The 21487-nt window shown below is 59.2% G+C and carries 22 protein-coding genes, 4 tRNA genes and 1 pseudogene; 15 read left to right on the top strand and 12 right to left on the bottom strand.

What is annotated here, in order from left to right:
- Positions 1–104: 104 nt before the first annotated feature.
- Positions 105–1793, bottom strand: a complete 1689-nt coding sequence (locus CQ017_RS10055; protein ID WP_105553579.1) for an NlpC/P60 family protein — start codon at positions 1791–1793, stop codon at positions 105–107.
- Between the two features lie 989 nt (positions 1794–2782).
- Between CQ017_RS10055 and CQ017_RS10045 the strand changes: the two genes are divergently transcribed.
- Positions 2783–3217, top strand: a complete 435-nt coding sequence (locus tag CQ017_RS10045) for a hypothetical protein (RefSeq protein ID WP_105553577.1) — start codon at positions 2783–2785, stop codon at positions 3215–3217.
- 655 nt (positions 3218–3872) lie between these two features.
- Here the strand turns inward: CQ017_RS10045 and CQ017_RS10040 are convergent.
- Complete coding sequence (locus CQ017_RS10040) at positions 3873–4244, bottom strand: metallopeptidase family protein (RefSeq protein WP_105553576.1); 372 nt, start codon at positions 4242–4244, stop codon at positions 3873–3875.
- Between the two features lie 134 nt (positions 4245–4378).
- On the opposite strand from CQ017_RS10040, the gene CQ017_RS10035 reads away from it, so the two are divergent.
- The 4 genes from CQ017_RS10035 to CQ017_RS10020 all read left to right on the top strand — a co-directional run bounded on the left by CQ017_RS10035 (position 4379) and on the right by CQ017_RS10020 (position 4840).
- Positions 4379–4451: transfer RNA gene (locus CQ017_RS10035), tRNA-Glu, on the top strand.
- Positions 4452–4507: 56 nt separating this feature from the next.
- Positions 4508–4581: transfer RNA gene (locus CQ017_RS10030), tRNA-Asp, on the top strand.
- Positions 4582–4630: 49 nt separating this feature from the next.
- A tRNA-Phe gene (locus tag CQ017_RS10025) sits at positions 4631–4703 on the top strand.
- Between the two features lie 60 nt (positions 4704–4763).
- Positions 4764–4840 (top strand) — tRNA-Asp (locus CQ017_RS10020).
- 78 nt (positions 4841–4918) lie between these two features.
- Here CQ017_RS10020 and CQ017_RS10015 read toward each other — a convergent pair.
- On the bottom strand, positions 4919–5749 hold the full coding sequence (locus CQ017_RS10015; protein WP_146112468.1) for a hypothetical protein: 831 nt from the start codon (positions 5747–5749) through the stop codon (positions 4919–4921).
- Positions 5750–5775: 26 nt separating this feature from the next.
- Positions 5776–6576, bottom strand: a complete 801-nt coding sequence (locus CQ017_RS10010; protein WP_105553574.1) for an exodeoxyribonuclease III — start codon at positions 6574–6576, stop codon at positions 5776–5778.
- Positions 6577–6681: 105 nt separating this feature from the next.
- Here CQ017_RS10010 and CQ017_RS10005 point away from each other — a divergent pair, with 105 nt between their 5' ends.
- Entirely contained in the window at positions 6682–7734 is a 1053-nt protein-coding gene (locus CQ017_RS10005) for a 3-hydroxyisobutyryl-CoA hydrolase (RefSeq protein WP_105553573.1), read from the top strand.
- Positions 7731–8627 carry a 3-hydroxyisobutyrate dehydrogenase gene (gene mmsB, locus CQ017_RS10000; RefSeq protein ID WP_105553572.1) on the top strand — a complete coding sequence of 299 codons (897 nt, stop codon included), beginning with the start codon at positions 7731–7733 and terminating at the stop codon, positions 8625–8627. Before CQ017_RS10005 ends, mmsB begins: the two co-directional genes overlap by 4 nt.
- On the opposite strand, the gene CQ017_RS09995 is transcribed toward mmsB, so the two are convergent.
- Positions 8622–9125, bottom strand: a complete 504-nt coding sequence (locus CQ017_RS09995) for a MarR family winged helix-turn-helix transcriptional regulator (RefSeq protein ID WP_105553681.1) — start codon at positions 9123–9125, stop codon at positions 8622–8624. The two genes, mmsB and CQ017_RS09995, sit on opposite strands and share 6 nt — an antisense overlap.
- A 71-nt stretch (positions 9126–9196) precedes the next feature.
- Between CQ017_RS09995 and CQ017_RS09990 the strand changes: the two genes are divergently transcribed.
- Positions 9197–10339: an acyl-CoA dehydrogenase family protein gene (locus CQ017_RS09990; RefSeq protein WP_105553571.1), complete on the top strand. Its 1143-nt coding sequence runs from the start codon at positions 9197–9199 to the stop codon at positions 10337–10339.
- A gap of 332 nt (positions 10340–10671) precedes the next feature.
- Here CQ017_RS09990 and nadE read toward each other — a convergent pair whose 3' ends face one another.
- Entirely contained in the window at positions 10672–11496 is an 825-nt protein-coding gene (gene nadE, locus CQ017_RS09985) for an ammonia-dependent NAD(+) synthetase (RefSeq protein WP_105553570.1), read from the bottom strand.
- A 93-nt stretch (positions 11497–11589) separates the two neighbouring features.
- A complete protein-coding gene (locus CQ017_RS09980; RefSeq protein ID WP_105553569.1) occupies positions 11590–12024 on the bottom strand; it encodes a MarR family winged helix-turn-helix transcriptional regulator in 435 nt (144 codons plus the stop codon).
- A 280-nt stretch (positions 12025–12304) separates the two neighbouring features.
- Here CQ017_RS09980 and pyrE point away from each other — a divergent pair, with 280 nt between their 5' ends.
- The 3 genes and pseudogenes from pyrE (at position 12305) to CQ017_RS09965 (ending at position 13862) form a co-directional block, all read left to right on the top strand.
- On the top strand, positions 12305–12862 hold the full coding sequence (pyrE, locus tag CQ017_RS09975; RefSeq protein WP_105553568.1) for an orotate phosphoribosyltransferase: 558 nt from the start codon (positions 12305–12307) through the stop codon (positions 12860–12862).
- 242 nt (positions 12863–13104) lie between these two features.
- Positions 13105–13308 (top strand): annotated as a pseudogene (locus CQ017_RS09970) (bifunctional D-altronate/D-mannonate dehydratase); the annotation flags it as partial.
- Positions 13309–13364: 56 nt separating this feature from the next.
- A complete protein-coding gene (locus CQ017_RS09965; RefSeq protein WP_258133575.1) occupies positions 13365–13862 on the top strand; it encodes a gluconokinase in 498 nt (165 codons plus the stop codon).
- Positions 13863–14017: 155 nt separating this feature from the next.
- On the opposite strand, the gene CQ017_RS09960 is transcribed toward CQ017_RS09965, so the two are convergent.
- From CQ017_RS09960 to CQ017_RS09940, 5 genes are all read right to left on the bottom strand, one after another.
- A complete protein-coding gene (locus CQ017_RS09960) occupies positions 14018–14743 on the bottom strand; it encodes an ABC transporter permease (RefSeq protein WP_105553566.1) in 726 nt (241 codons plus the stop codon).
- Positions 14740–15483: an ABC transporter ATP-binding protein gene (locus tag CQ017_RS09955; RefSeq protein WP_308727253.1), complete on the bottom strand. Its 744-nt coding sequence runs from the start codon at positions 15481–15483 to the stop codon at positions 14740–14742. Before CQ017_RS09955 ends, CQ017_RS09960 begins: the two co-directional genes overlap by 4 nt.
- 83 nt (positions 15484–15566) lie before the next feature.
- Positions 15567–16196 carry a TetR/AcrR family transcriptional regulator gene (locus CQ017_RS09950; protein WP_105553564.1) on the bottom strand — a complete coding sequence of 210 codons (630 nt, stop codon included), beginning with the start codon at positions 16194–16196 and terminating at the stop codon, positions 15567–15569.
- 25 nt (positions 16197–16221) lie between these two features.
- Complete coding sequence (locus CQ017_RS09945) at positions 16222–16461, bottom strand: hypothetical protein (RefSeq protein ID WP_105553563.1); 240 nt, start codon at positions 16459–16461, stop codon at positions 16222–16224.
- Between the two features lie 57 nt (positions 16462–16518).
- A complete protein-coding gene (locus tag CQ017_RS09940) occupies positions 16519–17367 on the bottom strand; it encodes an HAD-IIA family hydrolase (protein ID WP_258133574.1) in 849 nt (282 codons plus the stop codon).
- 136 nt (positions 17368–17503) lie between these two features.
- On the opposite strand from CQ017_RS09940, the gene CQ017_RS09935 reads away from it, so the two are divergent.
- The 4 genes from CQ017_RS09935 to CQ017_RS09920 all read left to right on the top strand — a co-directional run bounded on the left by CQ017_RS09935 (position 17504) and on the right by CQ017_RS09920 (position 21300).
- Positions 17504–18160: an RNA methyltransferase gene (locus CQ017_RS09935; RefSeq protein WP_105553562.1), complete on the top strand. Its 657-nt coding sequence runs from the start codon at positions 17504–17506 to the stop codon at positions 18158–18160.
- Positions 18161–18440: 280 nt separating this feature from the next.
- Positions 18441–19670 (top strand): M23 family metallopeptidase, encoded by a 1230-nt coding sequence (locus CQ017_RS09930; RefSeq protein ID WP_146112467.1) that lies wholly within the window; start codon positions 18441–18443, stop codon positions 19668–19670.
- Positions 19671–19861: 191 nt separating this feature from the next.
- Complete coding sequence (gene fbaA / locus CQ017_RS09925) at positions 19862–20884, top strand: class II fructose-bisphosphate aldolase (protein WP_105553560.1); 1023 nt, start codon at positions 19862–19864, stop codon at positions 20882–20884.
- A gap of 2 nt (positions 20885–20886) precedes the next feature.
- Positions 20887–21300 (top strand): DUF3151 domain-containing protein, encoded by a 414-nt coding sequence (locus CQ017_RS09920; RefSeq protein WP_105553559.1) that lies wholly within the window; start codon positions 20887–20889, stop codon positions 21298–21300.
- Positions 21301–21487 lie beyond the last annotated feature (187 nt).

The raw sequence follows: 21487 nt of genomic DNA, 5'->3' as shown, positions 1-21487 counted from the left end.
GTAGCGCTGAAAACGCTAGCCCTAAGCGCATTGCAGGGCAGAGCCAAAAGATGCTCCGCAGCCAACTGGCTGCGGAGCATCTTTTCTCTCGAGGTCTCGCCTGCCTAGTAGCGGGCTGCCTTCGGATACATGTTGTTGACCCAGCTCAGCGGAGTCACCGTGATGCCGGCGTTCGGGTTGCGAGCGTGGACTACCTGGCCGTTACCAATGTAGATGGCCACGTGGTAGAACGACGCTCCGCCATTCGAGCTGGAGAACACGAGGTCACCTGGGCGAAGCTGGCTCAGCGAGACATACTGCGGAGCGCTGGCGAACTGCTGGCTGGAAGTACGTGGCAAGCTGATGCCGGACTTGGCGAATGCAGTCTGCGAGAAGCTAGAGCAGTCGAAAACGTTTGGCCCATTGCCGCCGAATACGTAGCGCTTGCTCGGATCGTTGGCCGTCTGCAGGGCCCACGAGATCGCCGCAGAATAATTGCTGTTGTTATTCTGCTCCTGCTTAGGCTCTTCCTTCTTCACCTCTGGCTTTGGCGAAGGCTTAGGGGTTGCCTTTGGCTTTTCTGGTGCCTTCGGCTGGACCTTTTTGGGTTCGGGCTTAGGCTTAGGCTTCGGCTTTGGTTCCTCAATAACCTTCGGCTTTTCCGGTGCCTGAGGGAGAACCTTCGGCTTCTCGGTTTCCTTGGGGGTGGTCTTCGGCTTCTCGGGAGCCTGCGGAGTTGCCTTGGGCTTTTCCGGGGCCTTTGGTGTCTGGGTTTCCTTTGGCTTTTCTGGTGCCTTCGGAGCTTCGGTCTGCTTTGGCTTTTCCGGCGCCTTCGGCTCGTCCTTTTCGACGTCGATGACCTTCGGGGTCAGCGTCTTTGGCTTGGCTTCTTCGGAATCGATAAATTCCAGTTCCTGAGGAGCTTCGATAGCCAGTGGCTGCATGGTTGCCAAGTCATCTTTCGTGACTGGCTTATCAGCCTCCGGAGCCTCGACGGCTTCCTGGAGAGCCTTCTCCTGAGCTTGTTCTTCTGCTTCAGCGATCTGCTGGCGAACTACTTCCTCTTCCTGTTCCTTCAGGAATGCGAGGTGTCCAACGAGCTCGTCACGCAATTCTTTCTGCGGAGCAATCGCTGACTCGTAGGTAGTGAGCGTGGCGCTGGCGGTGGTCGCGGCTGCATCGTAGTTCTCAGCTGCGGCCTTAGCGGCTTTCTGCGCGGTGTCTGCGTACTCTTCCCACGCGGATACCAGAGCTTCGGCCTCGGTAGCGGTGCTGACCGTTTGTGACCGGTTCTCACTCAAGGCGCTCATGGTGGCTGCCTTGTAGAAGAGATCGTTTGACTCATCGTCCTGCAGCAAGATGCCCAGGCTGGAGTTGCTTGCGCCATTGCGGTACATGTCCGAAGCGATCGCGCCCAGATCATTGCGGCTTTGTGCGAGATACTGCTGCGCGTATTCGACCTGTTCAACTGCCTTGGTGGCCTCCGCGGACCGCAGGTCGCGTTCTTCTGCGGCGGTCAGCAGGGACTCCTGAGCTTCCAGGGCCGCCGTTTCCACGCGCTGGAGTTCTACGCGACTGGAATCGAGCGATGCTTCAAGGCGCGCGATCATCTCGTTGGTTGCTGCCTTGTTCGACTTTGCCGACTCAACCTCTGCTGCCGATGGCAACGGGGAGTTCGACGGTGCTGCTGCAACGGAGACGGAGGTGGGAAACGCTGCCGACGGGGCGGCGGCTGCCGGGACGGCGCCAGCAAGGCAAGAGACTGCTAGGGCCAGGGTGCACGCGGCAACTCCGAGCGAGTGGCGGTTAGCCATATCGTTCCTCACTAGATTCAGGTGATGACAGTTGGGAAATGGTCGAATTGTGATTATCCGAGAACGGAAGGTCGCGATTTGATTAAGTTCCCAAATAGCACACTAGGCTAAAAATTAGGTAGTTGGCAACACTGGTCACACCAGTCACAGGAATTACATTGATGGTATTTGTTCGCCCAATTCAGGGATGATTTGGGGGAAGTGCATCCTATTTGGTGCGTTCTGAAATTATTTCAGAGAAATAAATGGCTCCGGGCCAAGTGTTCGAGTGACGTTTGAGTCGTGACCTTGTGGGCACCGGATGGCGGCACGAGCATTTAATGGCGACAATGCGTTACACAATGCGCCGGTAAGAGACGTTGAGCTGTTGCGTATCCTCCAGAGGGTTGGCAACTGCCGAGAGCGATCCACGAGCGCAGGAATTCGGCACACCGTAGTCCATCATCGTCGGTCCGGCCCTTCTAAGCGGCTGGGCATCGTCCGCGGAGCTGCGGCTGAAGCAGTCAGCGCTGCACCAAATGCCCTGCGCAATCAGTGCAACAAACGCGCTAATGCGGCTGCCGGACCCGCCGGCCTCCCCGGCTAAGAGCCCGAAGTCCTCTGGCCACCGCCTATTGCAGGCTCTGCCCGGCAGGCGGTCCTGTCGAGCGCCAGCCAGGGGCATCCGGGAACATGCGTTCGTTCGGTTCTAGGAAGCGAATCCCAGCGGGACCGTCTGAACCCCGCCACCAAGTCCGCAGCGATCGGCGAGCAGCACCGGCTCGCATACGATCACGGATTTCCCGCCAACCCCGGAACAGTACTCGATCCGCTTGGGGACCCCATCATGCGGGGAACTGTGAATGACATTTCAGGGACTGAAAGCTTAACAAGCTCCGTGAATAGCAGAACTGTTGGAATTCGACCGATAGGTACTCGCCGGTAGCCAATAGCGTGGTCAACAGTGCGTCGGTCAACTGGGCCGGCGACCGACCCGAAGGAGCATCACCATGAAGAACTTCACCCGAACCGGCGCCGCGCTGATCGCCGCGGCGTCTTTGAGCTTCGCTGGCGTAGCCGGCGCCTCGGCGCTGTCCCTCGGCGCGGTACTCGACGTCGACCTCACCGCGCAGGTGGCTGCGCAGGTAGCCGCCGAGGCGAAGGCTGACACCGCGGCCCAGCTCGAGGTGCTTGTCGACGCCGATGTCCTCACCGCCACCGCCGCCGCTGAGATTGCCGCCGAGGTTGAAGCCGCCGTGGAATCCACCGTCGAAGCAGAGCTGCTGGCTGACGCCTCCGTGGACGCAACCGTGGAAGCCGATCTGGAAGCTGGCGTAGCCGCGAGCGTCGCCGCCGCAGCGGATGTCGACGCAGACGTGGATGCGACCGTCGACCTGGATATCGTCGCCGATGTCATTTCAGCTTTGGGCACCATCGTTCTCTAGAGCCTGCGAACAGAAGCGGGCGGGTAGTCCTGACCCTCGGGCTTTGCCGCTGGCGGTCGTTGGGACCCGTTTGATGCACTCGAATTGAATCTCCAGCTGGCGTTGTGGCGGTGGGGGTGTTTTGGGGTTGTAGGCCCCGAACGCCCCCACTTTGCTACGCGATGGGCAGGGATCCTGTTTCGAAATGGCTTGCACGTGGGCCCGAGTGGGCATCTCGACGTCCGTCTCTACCGCTGCAGCTGGAGTCCATTGCTTGCTGGCCCGCCTCCCCTAAGCCAGAGGTCCCCGCTCTCCGTGTTTGGCGTAGCGAGCAGCTGCTAATTGCTGTGCCATCGAGGGGTCTTGCGGTCGGGAACTGTTCTTGGCGCCGAATCCAGAGTCGAAGCCCGGTGCTGGGCGGCCGGGGAATGCTGAGTCACGGGGTGTTGCCATGGCCCGGGCCTGGAAGCGGAATTTTGCCTGCTTGCTCCAAAAAGGTCCCGCTGTTCTGCAGGTGCTCCGATGATGAAATGATTGTGGGCTTCCGCATTCCTGTGGCTTAAGCAGGAAACGGGTGCGCAGCATTCGCTCCCGAGGAACGGCTAAACCAGGGCAATCCAGAAATATGAGTATTTTTCGTGACGCACATCTCAATATTAGTTTTTGCCGATTTGGGCTATCCCCAGCCCAAATCGTGCAGTTTTTCGTCGTCGATTCCGAAGTGATGGGCCACCTCGTGCATGACCGTAATGCGAACCTCCCGCACGACGTCATCACGCGTTTCGCAGGCCCTGAGGGTCGGGTTTTTGAAGATCGTGATTCGATCAGGCAGTGCCCCTGAAGCCCAGTCGAGATCTCGCTCGGTCAGCGCAACACCCTCGTATAGCCCCAGAATCTCGGTATTTTTCGCTTCTCCGGGAAGCGGCTCGTACTCGTCCTCGATAAAGAAAACAACATTGTCCATCATGGTTACCGCGGACTCGGGGATGCCGTCGAGGGCAGCCTGAACCAGCTCATCAAACTCGTCGTCGCTCATCTCCAGATCCATGATTCAAGCCTACTGTCCGCCATCGATTTGCGCCCTTCGAAAGTCCTTCGGATGCCGGTTTTGCAAATGGCAAAAAGGCCACGTATAGTTATTGAAGTCCGCAGCGGAGACGAAAGAAACCGCAGCAGATATAGGCCCCCATCGTCTAGCGGCCTAGGACACTGCCCTTTCACGGCAGCGGCACGGGTTCGAATCCCGTTGGGGGTACAAACAGCCAATTCGTTGGTTGTCAGATGGAGAAATCCATTGGCTTGCGAAAGCAAGGCCCTGTAGCGCAGTTGGTTAGCGCGCCGCCCTGTCACGGCGGAGGTCGCGGGTTCAAGTCCCGTCAGGGTCGCTCGGTTTATTGTTTAGGCAATAAATCTGGTGTCCACTCAGTGGTGCCAGGCTCTGTAGCTCAGTTGGTAGAGCGTTCGACTGAAAATCGAAAGGTCACCGGATCGACGCCGGTCGGAGCCACGCAGCCCTCGGTATACCGAGGGCTTTGCCATGTGATTTGAAGTTAGATTCAAAACTCATGGCCCTGTAGCGCAGTTGGTTAGCGCGCCGCCCTGTCACGGCGGAGGTCGCGGGTTCAAGTCCCGTCAGGGTCGCCAAATAGAAAAGCTCCGGTTTCAACCGGAGCTTTTTGCGTTAACGAAATACTTTTTTGATTCGGCTGCTCTGGGCAGTGTTTAGTTTGCGCGGCCCAAATGCCGAGGACCCAACCAGCGGTTCGTCAGTCGGCGATATGCCGCCGCCGCCGTGGGCAGATCTCCGTCTTCGATTGCTTGGATTCCGTGCATGAGGTCGTTGGCGGATTCATCTGGCCACACGATCTCGGCAAGCATCCCATAGTCCAGCTCGATCACCGACCGGCTATCGAAGGATTCAAGCCAGCTACCGAGCGCGCCTAGCTCCTCAAACAATGGTGCCTGAGGTGCATAGGTCACAAGCGTTTGCACTGCCCAAGAGAGGCGTTCTACCGCCTGGTCGAAGGGCACGATGAGCCGCACCGTGAGCAACCGGTCATCAACATGAACCTGTTCGTACTCGTCATCTTCCCGGAAGAGCGCAAACCAGCTCAGCGGTATGCCCCAGGTGGAGGTGCGGGTATGCAGGTGTGTGAGATCTGCCGCAAGCCGATCGGGATTAACGCGCTCGGCATTCGCGCTACGGGCTGCGGGAGGCACCAGGAGGTCGAGGACCTCGGTCCGGATGGCCTCCTCGGCTTGTTCTGCGGCCAGCACGCTGCGCGCCTGCAGCTGGCCGGGACAGTAGCGGGTGTGCTGGTTGCCCTCGTAGTCAAGGATCTTTAGCGAGCGAAAATGCTCTGCTTCATGGTGCGGGAAGGGGTCCGAAATGGGGCGTAGCGTGCGTTCCCAGAGTCGTTCGTTCTCGAAGCTGTCCCAATGGCTTGCGCTACGCTGCCCGGTGCGCAAGATAATTGACTGGGCCCAATCCTCGAAAGCGTCCAACGGTTCATAGACGCGCAAATGCGCGGTAGCCGCCGTAAGCTCTGCCAATGGCCCAGTCAATTTTCTGGTCATGGTTAGTCGTCCAGCTCCACGATGACCGGAGCATGGTCGCTAGCGCCCTTGCCCTTGCGTTCCTCGCGGTCGATGCTCGCGGTAGTAACCCGTTCGGTTAGTGCGGGGGAAGTCAACGCGAAATCGATCCGCATGCCCTCGCCTTTCGGGAAGCGCAGCTGTGTGTAATCCCAGTAGGTGTAGGCGCCCTCGGTGTGTGGGCGAACTGCGTCTGTGAAACCGGCGTCTTCGAATGCGCCAAATGCGGCACGCTCGGGGGCCGAGACGTGGGTGAGCTGGTTGTCCAAGAAGAACTGGATATCCCAGACATCTTCGTCTTTCGGCGCGATGTTCCAGTCGCCGAGCAGCGCAATTTGAGCTTGTGGATCTGCGGCGAGCCATTCGACCGAATTTTTCTTCAATTCGTCGAGCCAGTTGAGCTTGTAGCCCATGTGCTCGTCATCCAGGGCCCGGCCGTTGGGCACATAGAGGCTCCAGATGCGAACCCCACCGCAGGTGGCCGCGATGGCTCGGGGTTCTTGGATCGGGTCTTTCCCGCCCTTGCCGAACTCTGGCTGATTCGGGAACGTGCGCTGGACGTCGTCCAGTCCCACACGGGAGGCGATTGCCACGCCGTTCCACTGGTTGACGCCAAAATGCGCCACCTCGTAGTCGTTGTTCTCGAAAAGTTCCCAGGGGAAATTGTCGTCTTTGCATTTTGTTTCCTGAATTGCCAGGACATCAACGTCGGTACGGCGCAGCCAGTCTTCGACGCGGTCAGCCCGGGCGCGCAGGGAGTTCACATTCCAGGTCGCTATCTTCACTAGTTCAACCTATCAAGTTTGCTGTCATGCGCCACTTCAATTTACTTGGAAGTCCGAGTATATTCGAGAATGAACTGTGACAGCGATCACCGAGGGGTGGGTATTTTGACCGACATTCTGACCGAGCGCCGGGGACATTTGGGACTCATCACTCTCAATAGGCCAAAAGCGCTCAATGCGCTCACTACGCAGATGTGCCGGGGCATGCTCTACGCGTTGCTTGAATGGCGTGATGATCCAGCGGTGCGACAGGTCGCGATCACCGGAGCGGGGGAGCGAGGCCTGTGCGCAGGGGGCGATATTGTGGCGATCTACCGGGATATCTTGGACCGAGATGGGTCCACCGAAGAGTTCTGGCGTATCGAGTATCAACTTAATGTACTCATTGACGAGTATCCGAAACCGTTCGTGGCGTTGATGGACGGCATAGTGCTTGGCGGCGGGATTGGGGTTTCCGCCCACGGCAGCCATCGCATCGTGACCGAGACCAGCCGCTGCGGTATGCCAGAAGTGGGAATCGGTTTCTTCCCGGATGTGGGAGGCACCCACCTGCTGGCCAAGGGCGCAAAATCCGCAGGGCGCCTAGCGGCACTAACCGGGATGAGATTCCACGCGGCGGACACCATTGCCTTGGGGCTGGCAGACAACTACGTGGCGCAGGCGAACTTGCCGCAACTGCTGACCGAGTTGGAGACTCTCGAAGCCGACCAGGTGATTACGCGATTTGAGCGCACCGTCGAGCAGGGAATGCTGGGCGCCGATTGGGTTCAGGCCTTCGCCGAACCAAGTGTCCCGGCAATTCTCGCCGCGCTCGACTCTAGCGGCGATGCTCAGGCCAGCCTGGTTTCTAAGGCGCTTCGAGCCGCCTGCCCTAGTTCGGTGCGGCTCGTCGATGAATTGTTGGACAGTGCCGGGATGGACCTGCGCGAGGATCTGCGTCGCGAGTTCAGGGTCGCGGTTAACCGACTGGATGACCCGGACTTCGCCGAAGGAATCCGAGCCGCGGTGATCGACAAGGATCGCAATCCGCGGTGGCACGAACGAGTGGGTAATTTGACGCGCGAACAGCGAACGGCACGACATTTCGCCCCATTGCCTGGAGCGGAATTGAATTTTGCACTGTTGGAGCAGGGGCTACGAGAAAAGAGTGGAAGATGAGCGAAAAACCAATCATAGGATTCTTGGGACTGGGCCATATGGGGCTTCCCATGGCCATCAACTTGCACCGTGCCGGGTATCGCCTCAAGGCTTTTGATGTGGTGCCTGCGGCCCTCGAAGCCGCCGCCGCGGCCGGAATTGAAACTGTGGTTACCGGGACCGAAGCCGCGAGCGACGTGGATGTCGTGCTGACCATGTTCCCTACCGGGCAGCATGTATTGGATGCCTACCGGGACTACCTGCTTGGGGCTGCCAAGGCGGACACGTTGTTCCTGGAGTGCTCGACTATCGATGTGGCACAGGCGCGCGAAGCCGCCCAGCTCGCGGTGGCGGCCGGCCATCGAAGCGCCGACGCTCCAGTTTCCGGTGGGGTAGTTGGCGCGGAAGCGGGAACCCTGACATTTATGCTCGGCGCCGATGAGGCCGACCTGGCGCAGATCAACCCGGTGCTCGAAATCATGGGCAAGCGGGTCGTGCATTGCGGTGGGCATGGGGCCGGGCAAGCGGCCAAGGTTTGCAACAATATGCTTTTGGGCATCTCCATGCTCGGAGCGGCGGAAGCTTTTGTCCTAGGCGAGCGCTTGGGACTGGAGCACCAAGCCTTATTCGATGTGATTTCCTCGGCTTCGGGGCAGTGCTGGGCAGTGACAACAAATTGTCCGGTCCCGGGCCCCGTCCCTAGCTCGCCGGCCAACCGGGAGTATCAGCCTGGATTTGCTGCCGCGTTGATGGCCAAGGATCTCGGCTTGGCCTCCAGCGCATTGGAGCAGACGCAGACCGATGCGCAGCTAGGCAGTCTCGCGGCCGCGCTGTATCGGAAGTTCAGCGATGAGGGAAATGCAGGCACCGACTTTTCCGGGGTCATCAATGCGATTCGAGACGGTTCGTTATAGGAAGTCGCCCGAGGCGCGGCGGAAACGAGAGAGGATCTCGAATAGATCTGTCGCGTCTGCGGCTTCCAAATCGCTTTGGGCGAAGAGCTGTGCGTTCAAATCAGTTCGGGCGGCGTCGAGCACCTCCAGGCCTTGGGCCGTGAGCTCCAGGAGCCTGGTTCGCCCATCGGTAGGGTGTGCAACTCGTTGCACCAGCCCGGTGGCCTCTAGCCGGTCCACCGAATTCGTCAAGCTCGTAGCATGAACCTGGAGCAGCTCGCTTGCGTGGCTCATCGGGAGCGAACCGCGTTTGGAGAACCCAAGCAAGGCGAGCACTTCGAAACGCGCAAAGGTGAGCCCGTGCGGCTTGAGAATCGCATCGGCTCGCTGCAAGAAAATCGACGCCGTGCGCATCACCGCGGTGATTGCGGCCATGGCATTGGCTTCGGATGCCCAACCATGGGCAACCCACTGTTCGCGGGCCTGAGCAATCGGATCGCGTGGCAATGGAGAATTCAACATTTACCCCCTAAGGAAGTCTTAGTCCAACAATATACTTGGACTTCCAAGGGTTTGGAAGGAGAAATCGGATGGACCTATTGGGTGTGGCACACCAACTGCACGAGGCCGATCGGACGCGACTAGAGCAGGTGCGTGAGTTTTTGCAGGCACGTATTCGCCGGCAATCGATCGAGTTCTGGAATCGCGAGGAATTTCCCGCAGGACTTGTGCGAGAGTTGGCCGATGCCGGTTTAGCGGGAGTGCAGCTAGATGGCTCCTCGCATCTATTGCGCGGGTTGCTCCACGCGGAAATCGCAAGAGCCGACGTATCACTTTCATCCATTGTCGGCATCCACAATGAGCTCATCGTGGGCATGATCGATGCGCTTGGGTCGGCTGAGCAGCGTGAATCCTGGCTCCCAAAACTCACCATGTTCCAAGCCTTTGGCGCCTTTGCCTTGACCGAACCCGACCATGGTTCGGACATTGCCGGAGGCATCCACACCACCGCGACCCGCGAAGGCGACGAATATGTGATCAACGGGGCCAAGCGTTGGATCGGCATGGGAACTATCGCCGATTTTGCGTTGGTCTGGGCAAAATGTCCCGAGAGCGGAGCGGTGGGGGCCTTTCTGGTGGAAAGCGACCGTCCGGGCTACAGCGCAACCAAGATCGAAAATAAGATCGGCCTGCGCATCATGCAGAACGCGGATATTTCAATGGAGAATGTCCGCATTCCGGTGGAGAATAAACTCCCTGGCGCGGTCAACTTCGCCTCGGCGAATGCGTTGTTGATGCAGTCTCGCGCCTGGGTCGGGTGGCAGGCGGTCGGCGCCATGCTGGCAACCTTGGATATCTGTACCGCTTACGCCAAGGACCGGCAGCAATTCGGCCAACCCATTGCCTCGTTCCAGTTGGTGCAGCAATCCTTGGCGGAGATTGCCGGCAATGCGACGGCGTGCCTGTCGATGATGATGGACATCGCGCGCAAGCAAGAACGCGGCGAGCTGGAAATGGTCGACGCGGCGCTGGCCAAGTCCACTGCGACGCGGCTCGCGCGCCAAACGGTCTCATTGGGCCGTGCGCTGCTTGGCGGAAATGGTGTGGTGACCGACCATGAGATGGCCAAGTTCTTTTGCGATGTTGAAATCCTGCACACCTATGAGGGCACCTATGAAATTAATTCATTGATCGTCGGACGAGCGCTGACCGGAGTGAGCGCATTCGTCTAGCGAGAGTTCCCTTGTGTAGGTGGCCGAGTCCTAGTGAACTCTTGCTCCGACAGTACGTTCCAATCCGGAAAGTACTGGCTAGGGCAGATTCATCAGCATGCGCCACCTATACGAGGAGCATCGCGGTCTAAGGCGTCCGTAGCTCCGCGTGGGGCACGGCAACTGCGTTTGAGCTGCGTTGTGCTCGGGGCTGCAGTTGCCCTGCCACTGCTGTTTGGCGGTTTCTGGAAGCTGGCACGAGTAAGCGAACATCCACGAAAACAAACTAGTGACGACTTCAAAACCCTGCGCGAAGCTCTCGAAGTAACCGACTCGATGCCCGAGGAGCAGAGCTAGCTGCGCCACCAGGTATCGAGGTAGGTCGCGGGAACCGTACGCTTGTGGCGCGAACCGAGGAAGCGGGACTCGATGGTCTTGGCTGCGGCAGCATCGACTTCCCGGCCTTCGAGGTAGTCATCAATCTGCGAGTAGCTCAGCCCCAGCTCGTCTTCATCTGTCCGCTGTGGCTGGCCGTCTAATAGGTCCGCGGTTGGTTCCTTGGCCCAAAGGAGCTCTGGAGCACCCAATTCTCGCAGCAAGGCTTGGTTCTGACGTTTATTCAACCCGGCGAGAGGCAAAAGGTCGGCGCCACCATCCCCGAACTTGGTGAAGAATCCGGTGACCGATTCGGCTGCATGGTCGGTTCCGAGGACCAGCATGCGGCGATCACCTGCCATGGCGTATTGCACGATCATGCGCATCCGGGCCTTCGCGTTACCCCGGTTGAAGTCGCTGATGCGTGGGTGGCCCGCGTTGTCCAGCGCTTCATCCAGAGCCTTGACGGGCTTTTCGATATTTACTTCAAATTCCTCGTCGGCGCCGATGAACGCCATGGCCTTCGCCGCGTCGTCGGCGTCGCTCTGCACCCCATGGGGCAGTCGGACCGCGACAAAGTTCGCCTCGCCACCGGCGTCGCGGACCTCTTGGACCGCCAGTTGCGCAAGCCTTCCGGCCAAGGTGGAATCGATGCCACCGGAAATTCCCAGTACGAAACCCTTGGCTCCGGTCGCTCCGAGGTAGTCCTTCAGGAACCCCACGCGTCGTTGGATCTCCTGTGCCGGAATGATTTGTGGCTTGACGCCAAGTTCTTCGATAATCTCTGCTTGCAGTTCGCGCATGCATCCAATACTAGGCATGAGAATGGGCGCAGTGGCTAAATACCGGTGTTCGGGGCGGAAAGTTAATCTGTTTTCAACATTCCACCCGGCAGGCTACTCGGTTTCAGCCTCGGCCCAGCCAAAGTTCTTGGCCATCTGTTCCAGGGAACTCACCGTGGTGGAGTATGCCTCCGGGGTGAGCCCCTCGCCGCACTGGGTACGGATTCGTTCAACCAGTTCGCTGAGCTTCACCAATGACACATGTCCGCGTTCGGTGATCATGTACTCACCGCCCTGGCGCGAGATCCACCCGGATTCCACGAGCTCTGCCAGATGTTCGGTGACGGACTGAGGTTCATCGGGCGAGGCAAAAAATGGTGAGAGGCCCGTGGTGAGCTCGGCTTCCGACGCAGGATTCTGCTCGAGCAGGTTCAGTACCTGCCATTGCCGGCGCGTAACACCGTGTTCTTCCAAGGTCGCTGCAAACTGCTCGTCGATCAGCGAATCTACCAATTTCAACCAGAAACCCAAGGGGCGAGTCGCATTCATGATCCCACCCTAGCCGGGAGTTACGGCTGGGGCTAGGGGCTAATTTAAACAAGTACGGCCAGCTCAATCGCGGTTCCACCGATCCGTCGCCGGGCGGATGTGCGGCGCGCTTGGCAATCTGGCAGGGCCAGGACGCATGGCATCATCAGGTAATGATGTGCGGCTGCTAGAGACCGCTCTCGGAGCGCCGCGCCCTGGTGGTGAACTGCACCGAGGAATAGCCGTCATACAGGGCATTCCTTGCAACGGCCACTCCGTTGTGGCGACTAGAATTGTGTCTATGAGCGAAACCAGCGCCCGTGAGCGGCTTAAAGAACTGATCCAAGAACTTGCCATCGTGCGCGGCAAGGTCACTCTTTCCTCCGGCAAGGAAGCCGATTACTATATCGATCTGCGCCGGGTCTCCTTGCAGCAAGAAGCATCCGGACTTATCGGCGAGGTCATGCTCGACCTGCTGGACGAGGCCAAGCTTGAATTCACCAATGTTGGCGGTTTGACCATGGGCGCGGACCCGGTGGGTACCGCAATCATGCACACCGCGCGAACCCGGGGCCGTAGCCTTGACGCATTCGTGGTGCGCAAGGCACAGAAGTCCTATGGGATGGGACGCCAGGTTGAAGGCCCGAGCGTCGAAGGCAGGAACGTGATCGTTCTGGAAGATACCTCAACTACCGGTGGTTCCGCTTTGACCGCAGTCGAAGGCGTGCGCAAGGCCGGCGGCAACGTCATTGCCGTCGCCGTGATCGTTGACCGCGACACCGGCGCCAAGGAGCGTATCGAGGCCGAGGCCGGCGTTCCGTACCTTTTCGCCTACGGCAAGACCGAGCTGGGCCTGTAACAACATACTCAAGGAACTTGCTGGTTGACGGGAGACGTTAACCGACGCTGGCCTGGATGGGAGGGACTTTTGGTCCGCCCCATCCAGGCCAGTTTTTATAGAGCTGCGGTTCCTGAGCCTTGGCTTGCTAGTAAGTCAGGCCGTAGCCGAAGGGGTAGAGCTCCCCGTCGGTAGTTTCCGCATAACCCGGCAGATCGCTGTACTGCTCGCGGATGGCCTCTGCGGTGCCGGCCAGCGCGAACGGCATGCAGGAATACATGCAGCACTCGGACGCCACCAACACGGTCTTCGAGCAGTCCATGACCTTCAAGGACGGCTACCTGCACCCAGGCAACAAGCCGGGCCTGGGTGTCGAATTCAATGATGAAGCAGCGTTGTCCTACCCGTACCAGCAGGCCTACCTGCCCTACAACCGTCTTATCGACGGCACCGTCCACGACTGGTGAGCCAGCAAATTATTGCGCACGCCGGGCAAACGGAAACTTCCCAAGGAGCTGTCGCATTGAACCGAGTCATTGTCATGGGTGTTTCCGGTTGCGGCAAGTCCACGGTCGGCGAACTGCTCGGCACGAAGCTGAACGCCGGGTTCCTCGATGGGGATTCACTGCACCCGCAGGCGAATATCGACAAGATGGCTGCCGGGCAGCCACTGGACGATATGGACCGTGAGCCATGGCTTCGCGAGGTCGGCAATCGTTTGGGAGCGCTCAGCAACGAATCGATGGTCATCGCTTGCTCTGCGCTGAAGCGGAAATACCGTGACCTGATTCGGGCGCAGGCACCGGGAACTGTGTTCATCCACCTGCACGGCTCGGAAGAGTTGTTGACCGAGCGCATGGGCTCACGGCCCGGCCACTTCATGCCGGTGGGACTGTTGCAGTCGCAGTTGGAAACGCTCGAACCGCTGGAAGCTGACGAATCCGGTCTCGTACTGGATATCGCGCAACCGCCTGTCGCCTTGGTCCAAGATGCGGCCGCATGGCTGGAATCCCGAGACTAGAACTCAGATAAGTGGCAGTGGGGACTGATTCTGCTCAGTCCCCACTGCCTTTTTGCCTCCCGATGTTTTGGCGCTTCGAGTTTTGCCCTGCAGAGAGCGTTGAGAAACCCCGGGCAGGCTAGTGCCTCTACCTCACTGGGTCTCGAGGCTGGCGGTTATGGTGTCCTGCGGCGCAGTGTCAGCGAACCTACAATGAGTGCCGCGATAATCCACGCGGCGATCACCAAAAGGCTCGCGGTCGTGGCCGAGTCCTCGGTGCCATTCGCGATTGCATTCAACGCATCGATCGCATGAGACAGCGGCAGCCAATCGCCGAAGACCTCCAGAGGGCGTGGAAGCTGCGCTCGTGGAAGGATGATCCCGGCTAGCAGAAATTGCGGGAAGATGAACAGCGGCATGAACTGCACCACCTGGAATTCGGTACGGGCAAAGGCGCTGGCCATCAATCCCAGGCTGGTGCCCAGCAAAGCGTCGAGCGCAGCAACCGAAAATAGCAGCCAAAGGCTTCCCTGGATTTCCAAGCCGCACACCCAGACGGCAAATGACACTGCGATCACCGTTTGGAGGATTGCGATCAGGGTGAATGCCAGCGCATAGCCAAGAATGAATTCCCCCTTGGCCAGCGGCAAACTCAGCAACCGTTCCAGGGTTCCGCTGCGGCGCTCACGAAGCGTGGCAATGCTGGTCACCAGAAACATGACGATGAACGGAAACAGCGCGATCATGGCTGGGCCGATCAGGGCAAAAACTCGTGTATCGGTGAAGATCCAGGACATCAGCCCAATGAGCAAGCTAGGAACCACCAGCATGAGGGCAATGGTTCGTGGATCGTGCCGTATCTGCTGCAAGACGCGTCCGGATGTGGCGAGCGTGCGGATCATGGTTGATTCTCCTTGCCCGCGGCGCGGTGTTTTGGACTCGGCCGTGCAACGTTCGGCGTTGCGCCGCCTACGCCGCCAACTAGGGCCAGGAAGGCTTCTTCTGGATTCTCGGTTCGAGTGCGTGCAAGCAGATCAGCCGGGGTGAGCTGGGCTAGCAGTTGACCCTCGCGGAGCAGGAGCAACTCGTCGCAGCGCATCGCTTCATCCATGACATGGCTGGAGACCAGCAGGCTCATTCCGGTGGCGGCAAGTTCTGTAAACAGCCGCCAGAGATCGGAGCGAAGCACCGGGTCAAGTCCGACCGTTGGTTCATCGAGGATGACGATATCGGGTGTTCCGAGCAGCGCAATGGCCAATGACACTCGGTTGCGTTGCCCTCCGGAAAGATCTATGGCTAATTTTCTCGACTGGAGATCGAGGTCGGTCAAGGCGATGACACGGTCAACTTCCGTGGCGGACAGGCCAAGAATTCTTGCGAAGTAGGCGATATTCTGGCGCACGGTGAGATCGTCGTAGACGCTGGCTGCCTGCGTCATGTAGCCAACTCGGTGGCGCAGGGCCTTGTCGCCGGCGGAGGAGCCGAGTACCGTCACGGTGCCATGGGTGATAATTTGGCTCCCGACGATGCTCCGCAGCAGCGTGCTCTTCCCGCTGCCGCTAGGCCCCAATAGGCCAATGACGCGTCCGGGGGACAGCGCAAAACTCAGCTCTTCAAGTACGAGCATCTTGCTTCGCTTCACGCTCAAACCGTTCACGATTACGCATGCCGATTTATTCATCATGCAATGAATTAAAGACCCCTTTAAAGCCGGAGTCAACGGATTTAGGACGGCATTTTTCCTGTCAGATGCCACTGGACGGCTGGCCCGATGCAGGCGACTACTTCCTCGTCCTCCATCGATGCCAGCGGCTCGAGCTGAATAATGTACCGCCCGATAATCATTCCGATAATCTGTGTCGCTGCCAGCGCGGCCCGACGGTCAGCGTCGGCGGGCGGCAAGGATCTGCCAAGTCGCGCGAGCAGTTCTTTTTGGAGGAAGGGCTGCATGAGCTTGGTTGCCGACTGGCTGGAAAGCATGCCTCGGATCAAGGTGGTGGCCGCAGGACGAATGACGGGGTTTGCCCACGCCGTCACGACGGTGCGCACCAGGGCTTCGCCCAGTTCGCCAAGCGGGCTGGTCATTGCCTGGGCAACCAGCTCCCCAGGATTAACCGGCATATTGAGGGCTTCGAGGAAGAGCCCGGTCTTGTCTTTGAAGTAGTGGTGAACCAGAGCCGAATCGACACCCGCGCGGCGCGCCACGGAACGAATGCTTGCCGCCTCGAAACCTACGGTGCTGAATTCTTCGGTAGCGGCTTTCAAGATTTTCCGGCGGGTCGAACCCGTGGTGCTGCCCCTAGGCCGCCCGCGGCCGCGTGGTGCGGCGTTCGGGTATTCGGATTCCTGATTCACGGATCAAGCATACGTCTTGGGTACCTCAGCGGCGTTTGGCCCACAGGCCGAGAACTACGAGCAAGTAGGCGAGCATGGCAAATCCGAGCAGGCGGTGCTCTCCCCACACGACGGTATTGGATACCGAGCAGTGCAACTCGGCGCCTTGGCCCAGACAGGAACGCATCGCATAATTCAAGGCGATGAAAAGGGTCAGGCCCAAATATATGCCTACGGCAAGCAATACGAACTTCAGTAGCCTCCGCTGGGAGGAGCGGCTCATCATGCAAACAAGTATCCGCCCCTTTCCATGGTTGGCAAGGGGCGGATCTCAAGGCTCAGGCTACGGCTTTTTAGTCTTGCCGGCAGCTGGTTCGCTGGCGCCTTCGGCGACGAGCTCACCGTGCAGGGTCGCCACCGAGGGGTATTGCAGATCCGGGCGGAACGGGAAGGTATCAACATCGCCGGCGGCGGTGATGCCGGTGTGGACCAGCGCGGTCAACAGTCCGGCTTCCATGCCGGCAATGATGTCGGTGTCCATCCGGTCGCCGATCATTGCGGTGGTTTCCGAGTGCGCGTCGATCCGGTTCAGAGCCGAACGGAACATCATTGGATTGGGCTTGCCCACCACATATGGTTCGCGGTTGGTGGCCCGAGTGATCAGCGCCGCCACCGCGCCGGTGGCCGGTAGCAGGCCCTCGGACGAGGGGCCGGTGGCGTCCGGGTTGGTCGCGATGAAGCGTGCGCCACCCTCGATCAAACGAATCGCCTTGGTAATGGCCTCAAATGAGTAAGTGCGGGTCTCACCGAGCACCACATAATCCGGGTTCTGATCGGTCATGATGAACCCGGCATCGTGCAAGGCGGTGGTCAAACCAGCTTCACCGATTACGAATGCACGTCCGCCGGGACGCTGACGTGCCAGGAACTCGGCGGTGGCCAGGGCAGAGGTCCAGATGTTTTGCTCCGGAACGTCCAAGCCCGAGGCGAGCAATCGGGCACGCAGGTCGCGTGGGGTGTAGATCGAGTTATTGGTCAACACGAGGAATCGCAAATCATTCTCGCGCCAGTACTGAATCAGCTCGGCGGCACCCTTGATTGCCTGATTCTCATGGACAAGCACGCCGTCCATGTCGGTCAGCCAGGTTTTGATGTCGTGGATGGTGCGCGAAGCTCGAGTTATGGTCGTCACGAGGTGTTATTCCTCCTTGGGCAGTGATGGTGGGACGTTTCGTCATTGATCAACTTCCCTGGTACTAAAAGCCTACACAGCAATTGCCGTAAGTGCCGTGAACGTGGACACCTCGCCGAACAACTACCCTTAAAGGGTGAACGAAGAATCGCAGGAACCCACGGCAGACCCAGCAGCACAACACATCATCGGCGTTGGCCCTTGGCAGGGTGAACTGCCGACCGATGCGCACTATGACCCTGAACTGCTGGCCCAAGGCGACCGGCGCAACGTCGCCGACAAGTACCGCTACTGGTTGATGGACTCGATCATTGCAGATCTCGACGAACGCCGCCACGATTTCCATATCGCCATCGAGAACTGGCAGCATGACATGAATATCGGCACCGTGGTGCGTTCGGCAAACGCCTTCCTCGCCAAGGAGGTCCATATCATCGGCCGCCGACGCTGGAATCGCCGAGGTGCGATGGTGACCGATCGTTACCAACATGTCCGCCACCATGCCACCGTGGATGAATTCGTGATCTGGGCAGAAGGTGAAGGGCTGACCATTTTGGGGATTGATATTTTCCCCGATTCGGTCCCTCTGGAGACATACGAACTTCCACGAAACTGTGTGCTGGTGTTCGGCCAAGAAGGCCCGGGCCTCAGCCCAGAGGTGCATGCGGCAGCGAAAGACACCCTTTCAATTGAGCAGTTTGGTTCAACTCGATCGATAAACGCGGCTTCGGCGGCCGGTATCGCCATGCATGCCTGGGTCCGCAGGCACGTCTTTGGGCAACGCGTGAGTTAACAAAGGAATAAACATCTGTCTTTTAGACAAAAGTTTATTCGAGCATCTGGATTAGTTGTGAAATACACCATAGGCTAGGCCTTGGTTATACATTCGTGATCTGGGAGCGGCAGTAGTGAAACGGCGACATCAGGTAAACCACGACTTATTACTTATCGGCTTGCCCCGGAAAAGGAAACGTCTGATCGTATGGGCCACCTCAGTGGTGGCCGCCATTGGTCTCACAGGCGCGCTCGCAATTCCTATTGTTGCGCAAACAGCCGATGATCGTCAGGGCAATATGCCCATCGCCATCGATGCGCAGGCCGCGCCCGCAAACTTCAGCAACCCGGTCTACGTCAATCAGGACGCTCCCTTGAACGCCTTCGGCGGATCGGGGCGGGCCCTTGCCATTGATGGCCGGCCCTTGGGGATGGTTGAAGGCGCCGCCGAGACTTCCGAGGACTCCGAGAACGAAACCGAAACCGCACTTCTCGCAGGAGCCGTAGGCGCCATCGGGCAGCTTCCCGGTGACTTGCAACTGATGCACCCGGTCCCTACCCGACGCATCTCCAGCCCCTATGGGTGGCGCAGCAATCCCACCGGTCCAGGAAACCAGATCCACATCGGACAGGACTACCCAATCTCTTGTGGATCTCCGGTGTACGCCAGCGAGGCTGGTCGCGTCATCGTCTCCGGATGGCACGGCCACTCGGGCATGCGCGTCACCATTGACCACGGAAGCAACGTGCAGACCGGCTATAGCCACAACTCAAAGCTAGTGGCCAAGATTGGCCAGGAGGTCAAGCAGGGCGAGCTGATCGCGCTCGCGGGAACCACCGGCAATTCGACGGGTTGCCACGTGCACTTCGAAGTGATCGTCAACGGTCGCTGGCACGATCCGCGCAACTACCTGCCAGGGATCCCCGGCCAGCCCAAGGCAATGATCGATTCGAGCCGACTGACGGTGAACTCGAACAGTGCGCCAAAGGGCAACGGCTCCAACGGTCCGCAATCACAGGGGCCGGACCGCAACGAAAGCTCGGATCCTGATGTAGTGGTTCCACGCGACGACACTCCAGTGGTGCCTAAGCCAAAGCCAAAACCAAAGCCAAGCCCGAGCGATTCGAACTCGCCATCACCGACGGACTCCAAGTCGCCATCGCCTACGGATTCGAAATCTCCGTCTCCTACTGACTCGAAGTCGCCCTCACCGACGGACTCGAAGTCTCCATCACCGACGGATCCCGAGTCGCCGTTGCCAACCGAAGAGACGACACCGACTGAGGGGTCGGGGGAAACCACTCCATCCGGGGATCCAACGCAGGATACATCTACCCCAACGAAGCCTAAGGCTACGGAAACAGCACCGAAGACCAGCGATTCTTCTAATCCGGATAAGAAGGAATCGACTTCTGCAGTCCCGGAAACCAAGGGTTCCTCGGCACCGCCGGCAACGTCAAGCACGGTAGCCCCTGAGATTACCGGGTCATCCGGCTCTTCGCAGTCCTCGGGGTCGGCCAGCAAGTAGCAGTTCACCGAAAACCGCGAGTGGAAGTCAGCCAAAGGCTGGGTTTCACTCGCGGTTTTCAGCTTTAACACGCTTCATCACGTGTCACGTTCGGAGATCTACGCCACGTCACACCCCGCTGCCGATAGGATGGGGTGAGAAACGCCGTCAAAGGCGACGCGTCCACCCTCGCTAAACACAAGGAGTGAAGCATGCCTATCGCAACCCCCGATAAGTACAATGCAATGATCGATGCCGCCAAGGCTGGCGGGTACGCCTTCCCGGCGGTCAACGTCACCAGCTCGCAGACGCTGAACGCCGCAATCCGCGGCTTCGCCGAAGCGGAATCGGATGGCATCATCCAGGTATCCACCGGTGGCGCAGCCTACTGGTCCGGTGCCTCAATCAAAGACATGGTGACCGGCTCGCTCGGTTTTGCCGCCTTCGCCCGCCAGGTAGCCAAGAGCTACGGCGTGAACATCGCGTTGCACACCGACCACTGCCCGGCCGACAAGCTAGACTCCTTCGTGCTGCCGCTACTTGCAGCCTCCGAGGCAGAGGTCGCCGCAGGCCGCGACCCATTCTTCAACTCGCACATGTGGGACGGCTCGGCCGAAACCCTGGAAGAGAACCTGCGCATCGCAGCCGAGCTGCTGCCACGCACCGCTGCCGCCCAGCAGATCCTCGAAGTTGAAATCGGTACCGTAGGCGGCGAAGAAGACGGTGTGGAGAACGCCATCAACGACAAGCTGTACACCACCGTTGAAGACGCGCTGGCTACCATCGAAGCCTTGGGCTCCGGCGAAAAGGGCCGCTACATCACCGCGCTGACCTTCGGCAACGTGCACGGCGTCTACAAGCCAGGTGGCGTGAAGCTGCGTCCGGAGATCCTGAAGGATATCCAGGCTCAGGTTGGTGCAAAACTGGGCAAGGCCAACCCATTCGATCTGGTCTTCCACGGCGGTTCGGGCTCCTCCGACAAGGAAATCGCTGACGCGGTGTCCTACGGTGTCATCAAGATGAACATCGATACCGACACCCAGTACGCCTTTACGCGCCCGGTGGCCGGCCACATGTTCGCCAACTATGATGGCGTGCTGAAGATTGACGGCGAAGTAGGCAACAAGAAGACCTATGACCCACGCGTCTGGGGTGCCAAGGCCGAAGAGTCCATGGCGGCTCGCATCGTTGAGGGCGCACGTCAGCTCGGCTCGGCCGGAAAGTCGTTGAAGTAACAATGGCCGGCGAGAATCTACTGGGTATCCCAGAGACACTGCTGCCCGAGGAAACCGACGTGCTTGCGCGTCTGGATGCCGGGGATGAGCCGTTAGACCTTGCAGCGAAGTTCCCTTCGTCTTCACTGGTGTGGGCGCTGTTGGCCAATGAGGCGCACACAGAGGGCCGCACCGTGGAATCTTACGCGTTTGCCCGGGTGGGCTACCACCGTGGCTTGGACTCGTTGCGCAAATCAGGCTGGCGTGGACAGGGGCCCGTTCCTTGGCGCCATGAACCAAACCGCGGTTTCCTGCGTTCGCTTTACGCGCTGGGTCGAGCGGCTGCAGCCATCGGCGAAGCCGAGGAAGTTGAGCGAATTGAAAAATTCCTCAATGATTCGGATTCCAGCGCCAAGGGCTCCATCGAAGCCGAGTAGTAACGAATTAATAAGACGGACGAAAACCATTCGGGTTTTCGTCCGTCTTTTTTGATTCCAAATTGCAATTCGCAATATGTCCTTTGAACGGAAGAGATGAGTATTGAGCTTGAAAGCCATCTGCGGTCCGAGCCGAGCTGCATATTCCGGATGTTCCTGAGCGGAGATTTGGTGGCGAACCCGACCC

This window comes from Arthrobacter sp. MYb224, from assembly GCF_002975455.1.
Classification (GTDB): Bacteria; Actinomycetota; Actinomycetes; order Actinomycetales; family Micrococcaceae; genus Glutamicibacter.
The sequence above is the reverse complement of the archived record's forward strand: the minus strand, read 5'-3'. Positions and strand labels throughout refer to the sequence as shown.

Bases quoted from the DNA above. Each gene is read 5' to 3' on its own strand.
- CQ017_RS09930 (WP_146112467.1), top strand. From the start codon at position 18,441: ATGCCCATCGCCATCGATGCGCAGGCCGCGCCCGCAAACTTCAGCAAC.
- CQ017_RS09920 (WP_105553559.1), top strand. From the start codon at position 20,887: ATGGCCGGCGAGAATCTACTGGGTATCCCAGAGACACTGCTGCCCGAG.
- CQ017_RS10055 (WP_105553579.1), bottom strand. From the start codon at position 1,793: ATGGCTAACCGCCACTCGCTCGGAGTTGCCGCGTGCACCCTGGCCCTA.
- fbaA (WP_105553560.1), top strand. From the start codon at position 19,862: ATGCCTATCGCAACCCCCGATAAGTACAATGCAATGATCGATGCCGCC.
- mmsB (WP_105553572.1), top strand. From the start codon at position 7,731: ATGAGCGAAAAACCAATCATAGGATTCTTGGGACTGGGCCATATGGGG.
- CQ017_RS09960 (WP_105553566.1), bottom strand. From the start codon at position 14,743: ATGATCCGCACGCTCGCCACATCCGGACGCGTCTTGCAGCAGATACGG.
- nadE (WP_105553570.1), bottom strand. From the start codon at position 11,496: ATGCGCGAACTGCAAGCAGAGATTATCGAAGAACTTGGCGTCAAGCCA.
- pyrE (WP_105553568.1), top strand. From the start codon at position 12,305: ATGAGCGAAACCAGCGCCCGTGAGCGGCTTAAAGAACTGATCCAAGAA.
- CQ017_RS10040 (WP_105553576.1), bottom strand. From the start codon at position 4,244: ATGGATCTGGAGATGAGCGACGACGAGTTTGATGAGCTGGTTCAGGCT.
- CQ017_RS09945 (WP_105553563.1), bottom strand. From the start codon at position 16,461: ATGATGAGCCGCTCCTCCCAGCGGAGGCTACTGAAGTTCGTATTGCTT.
- CQ017_RS09980 (WP_105553569.1), bottom strand. From the start codon at position 12,024: ATGAATGCGACTCGCCCCTTGGGTTTCTGGTTGAAATTGGTAGATTCG.
- CQ017_RS10045 (WP_105553577.1), top strand. From the start codon at position 2,783: ATGAAGAACTTCACCCGAACCGGCGCCGCGCTGATCGCCGCGGCGTCT.
- CQ017_RS09990 (WP_105553571.1), top strand. From the start codon at position 9,197: ATGGACCTATTGGGTGTGGCACACCAACTGCACGAGGCCGATCGGACG.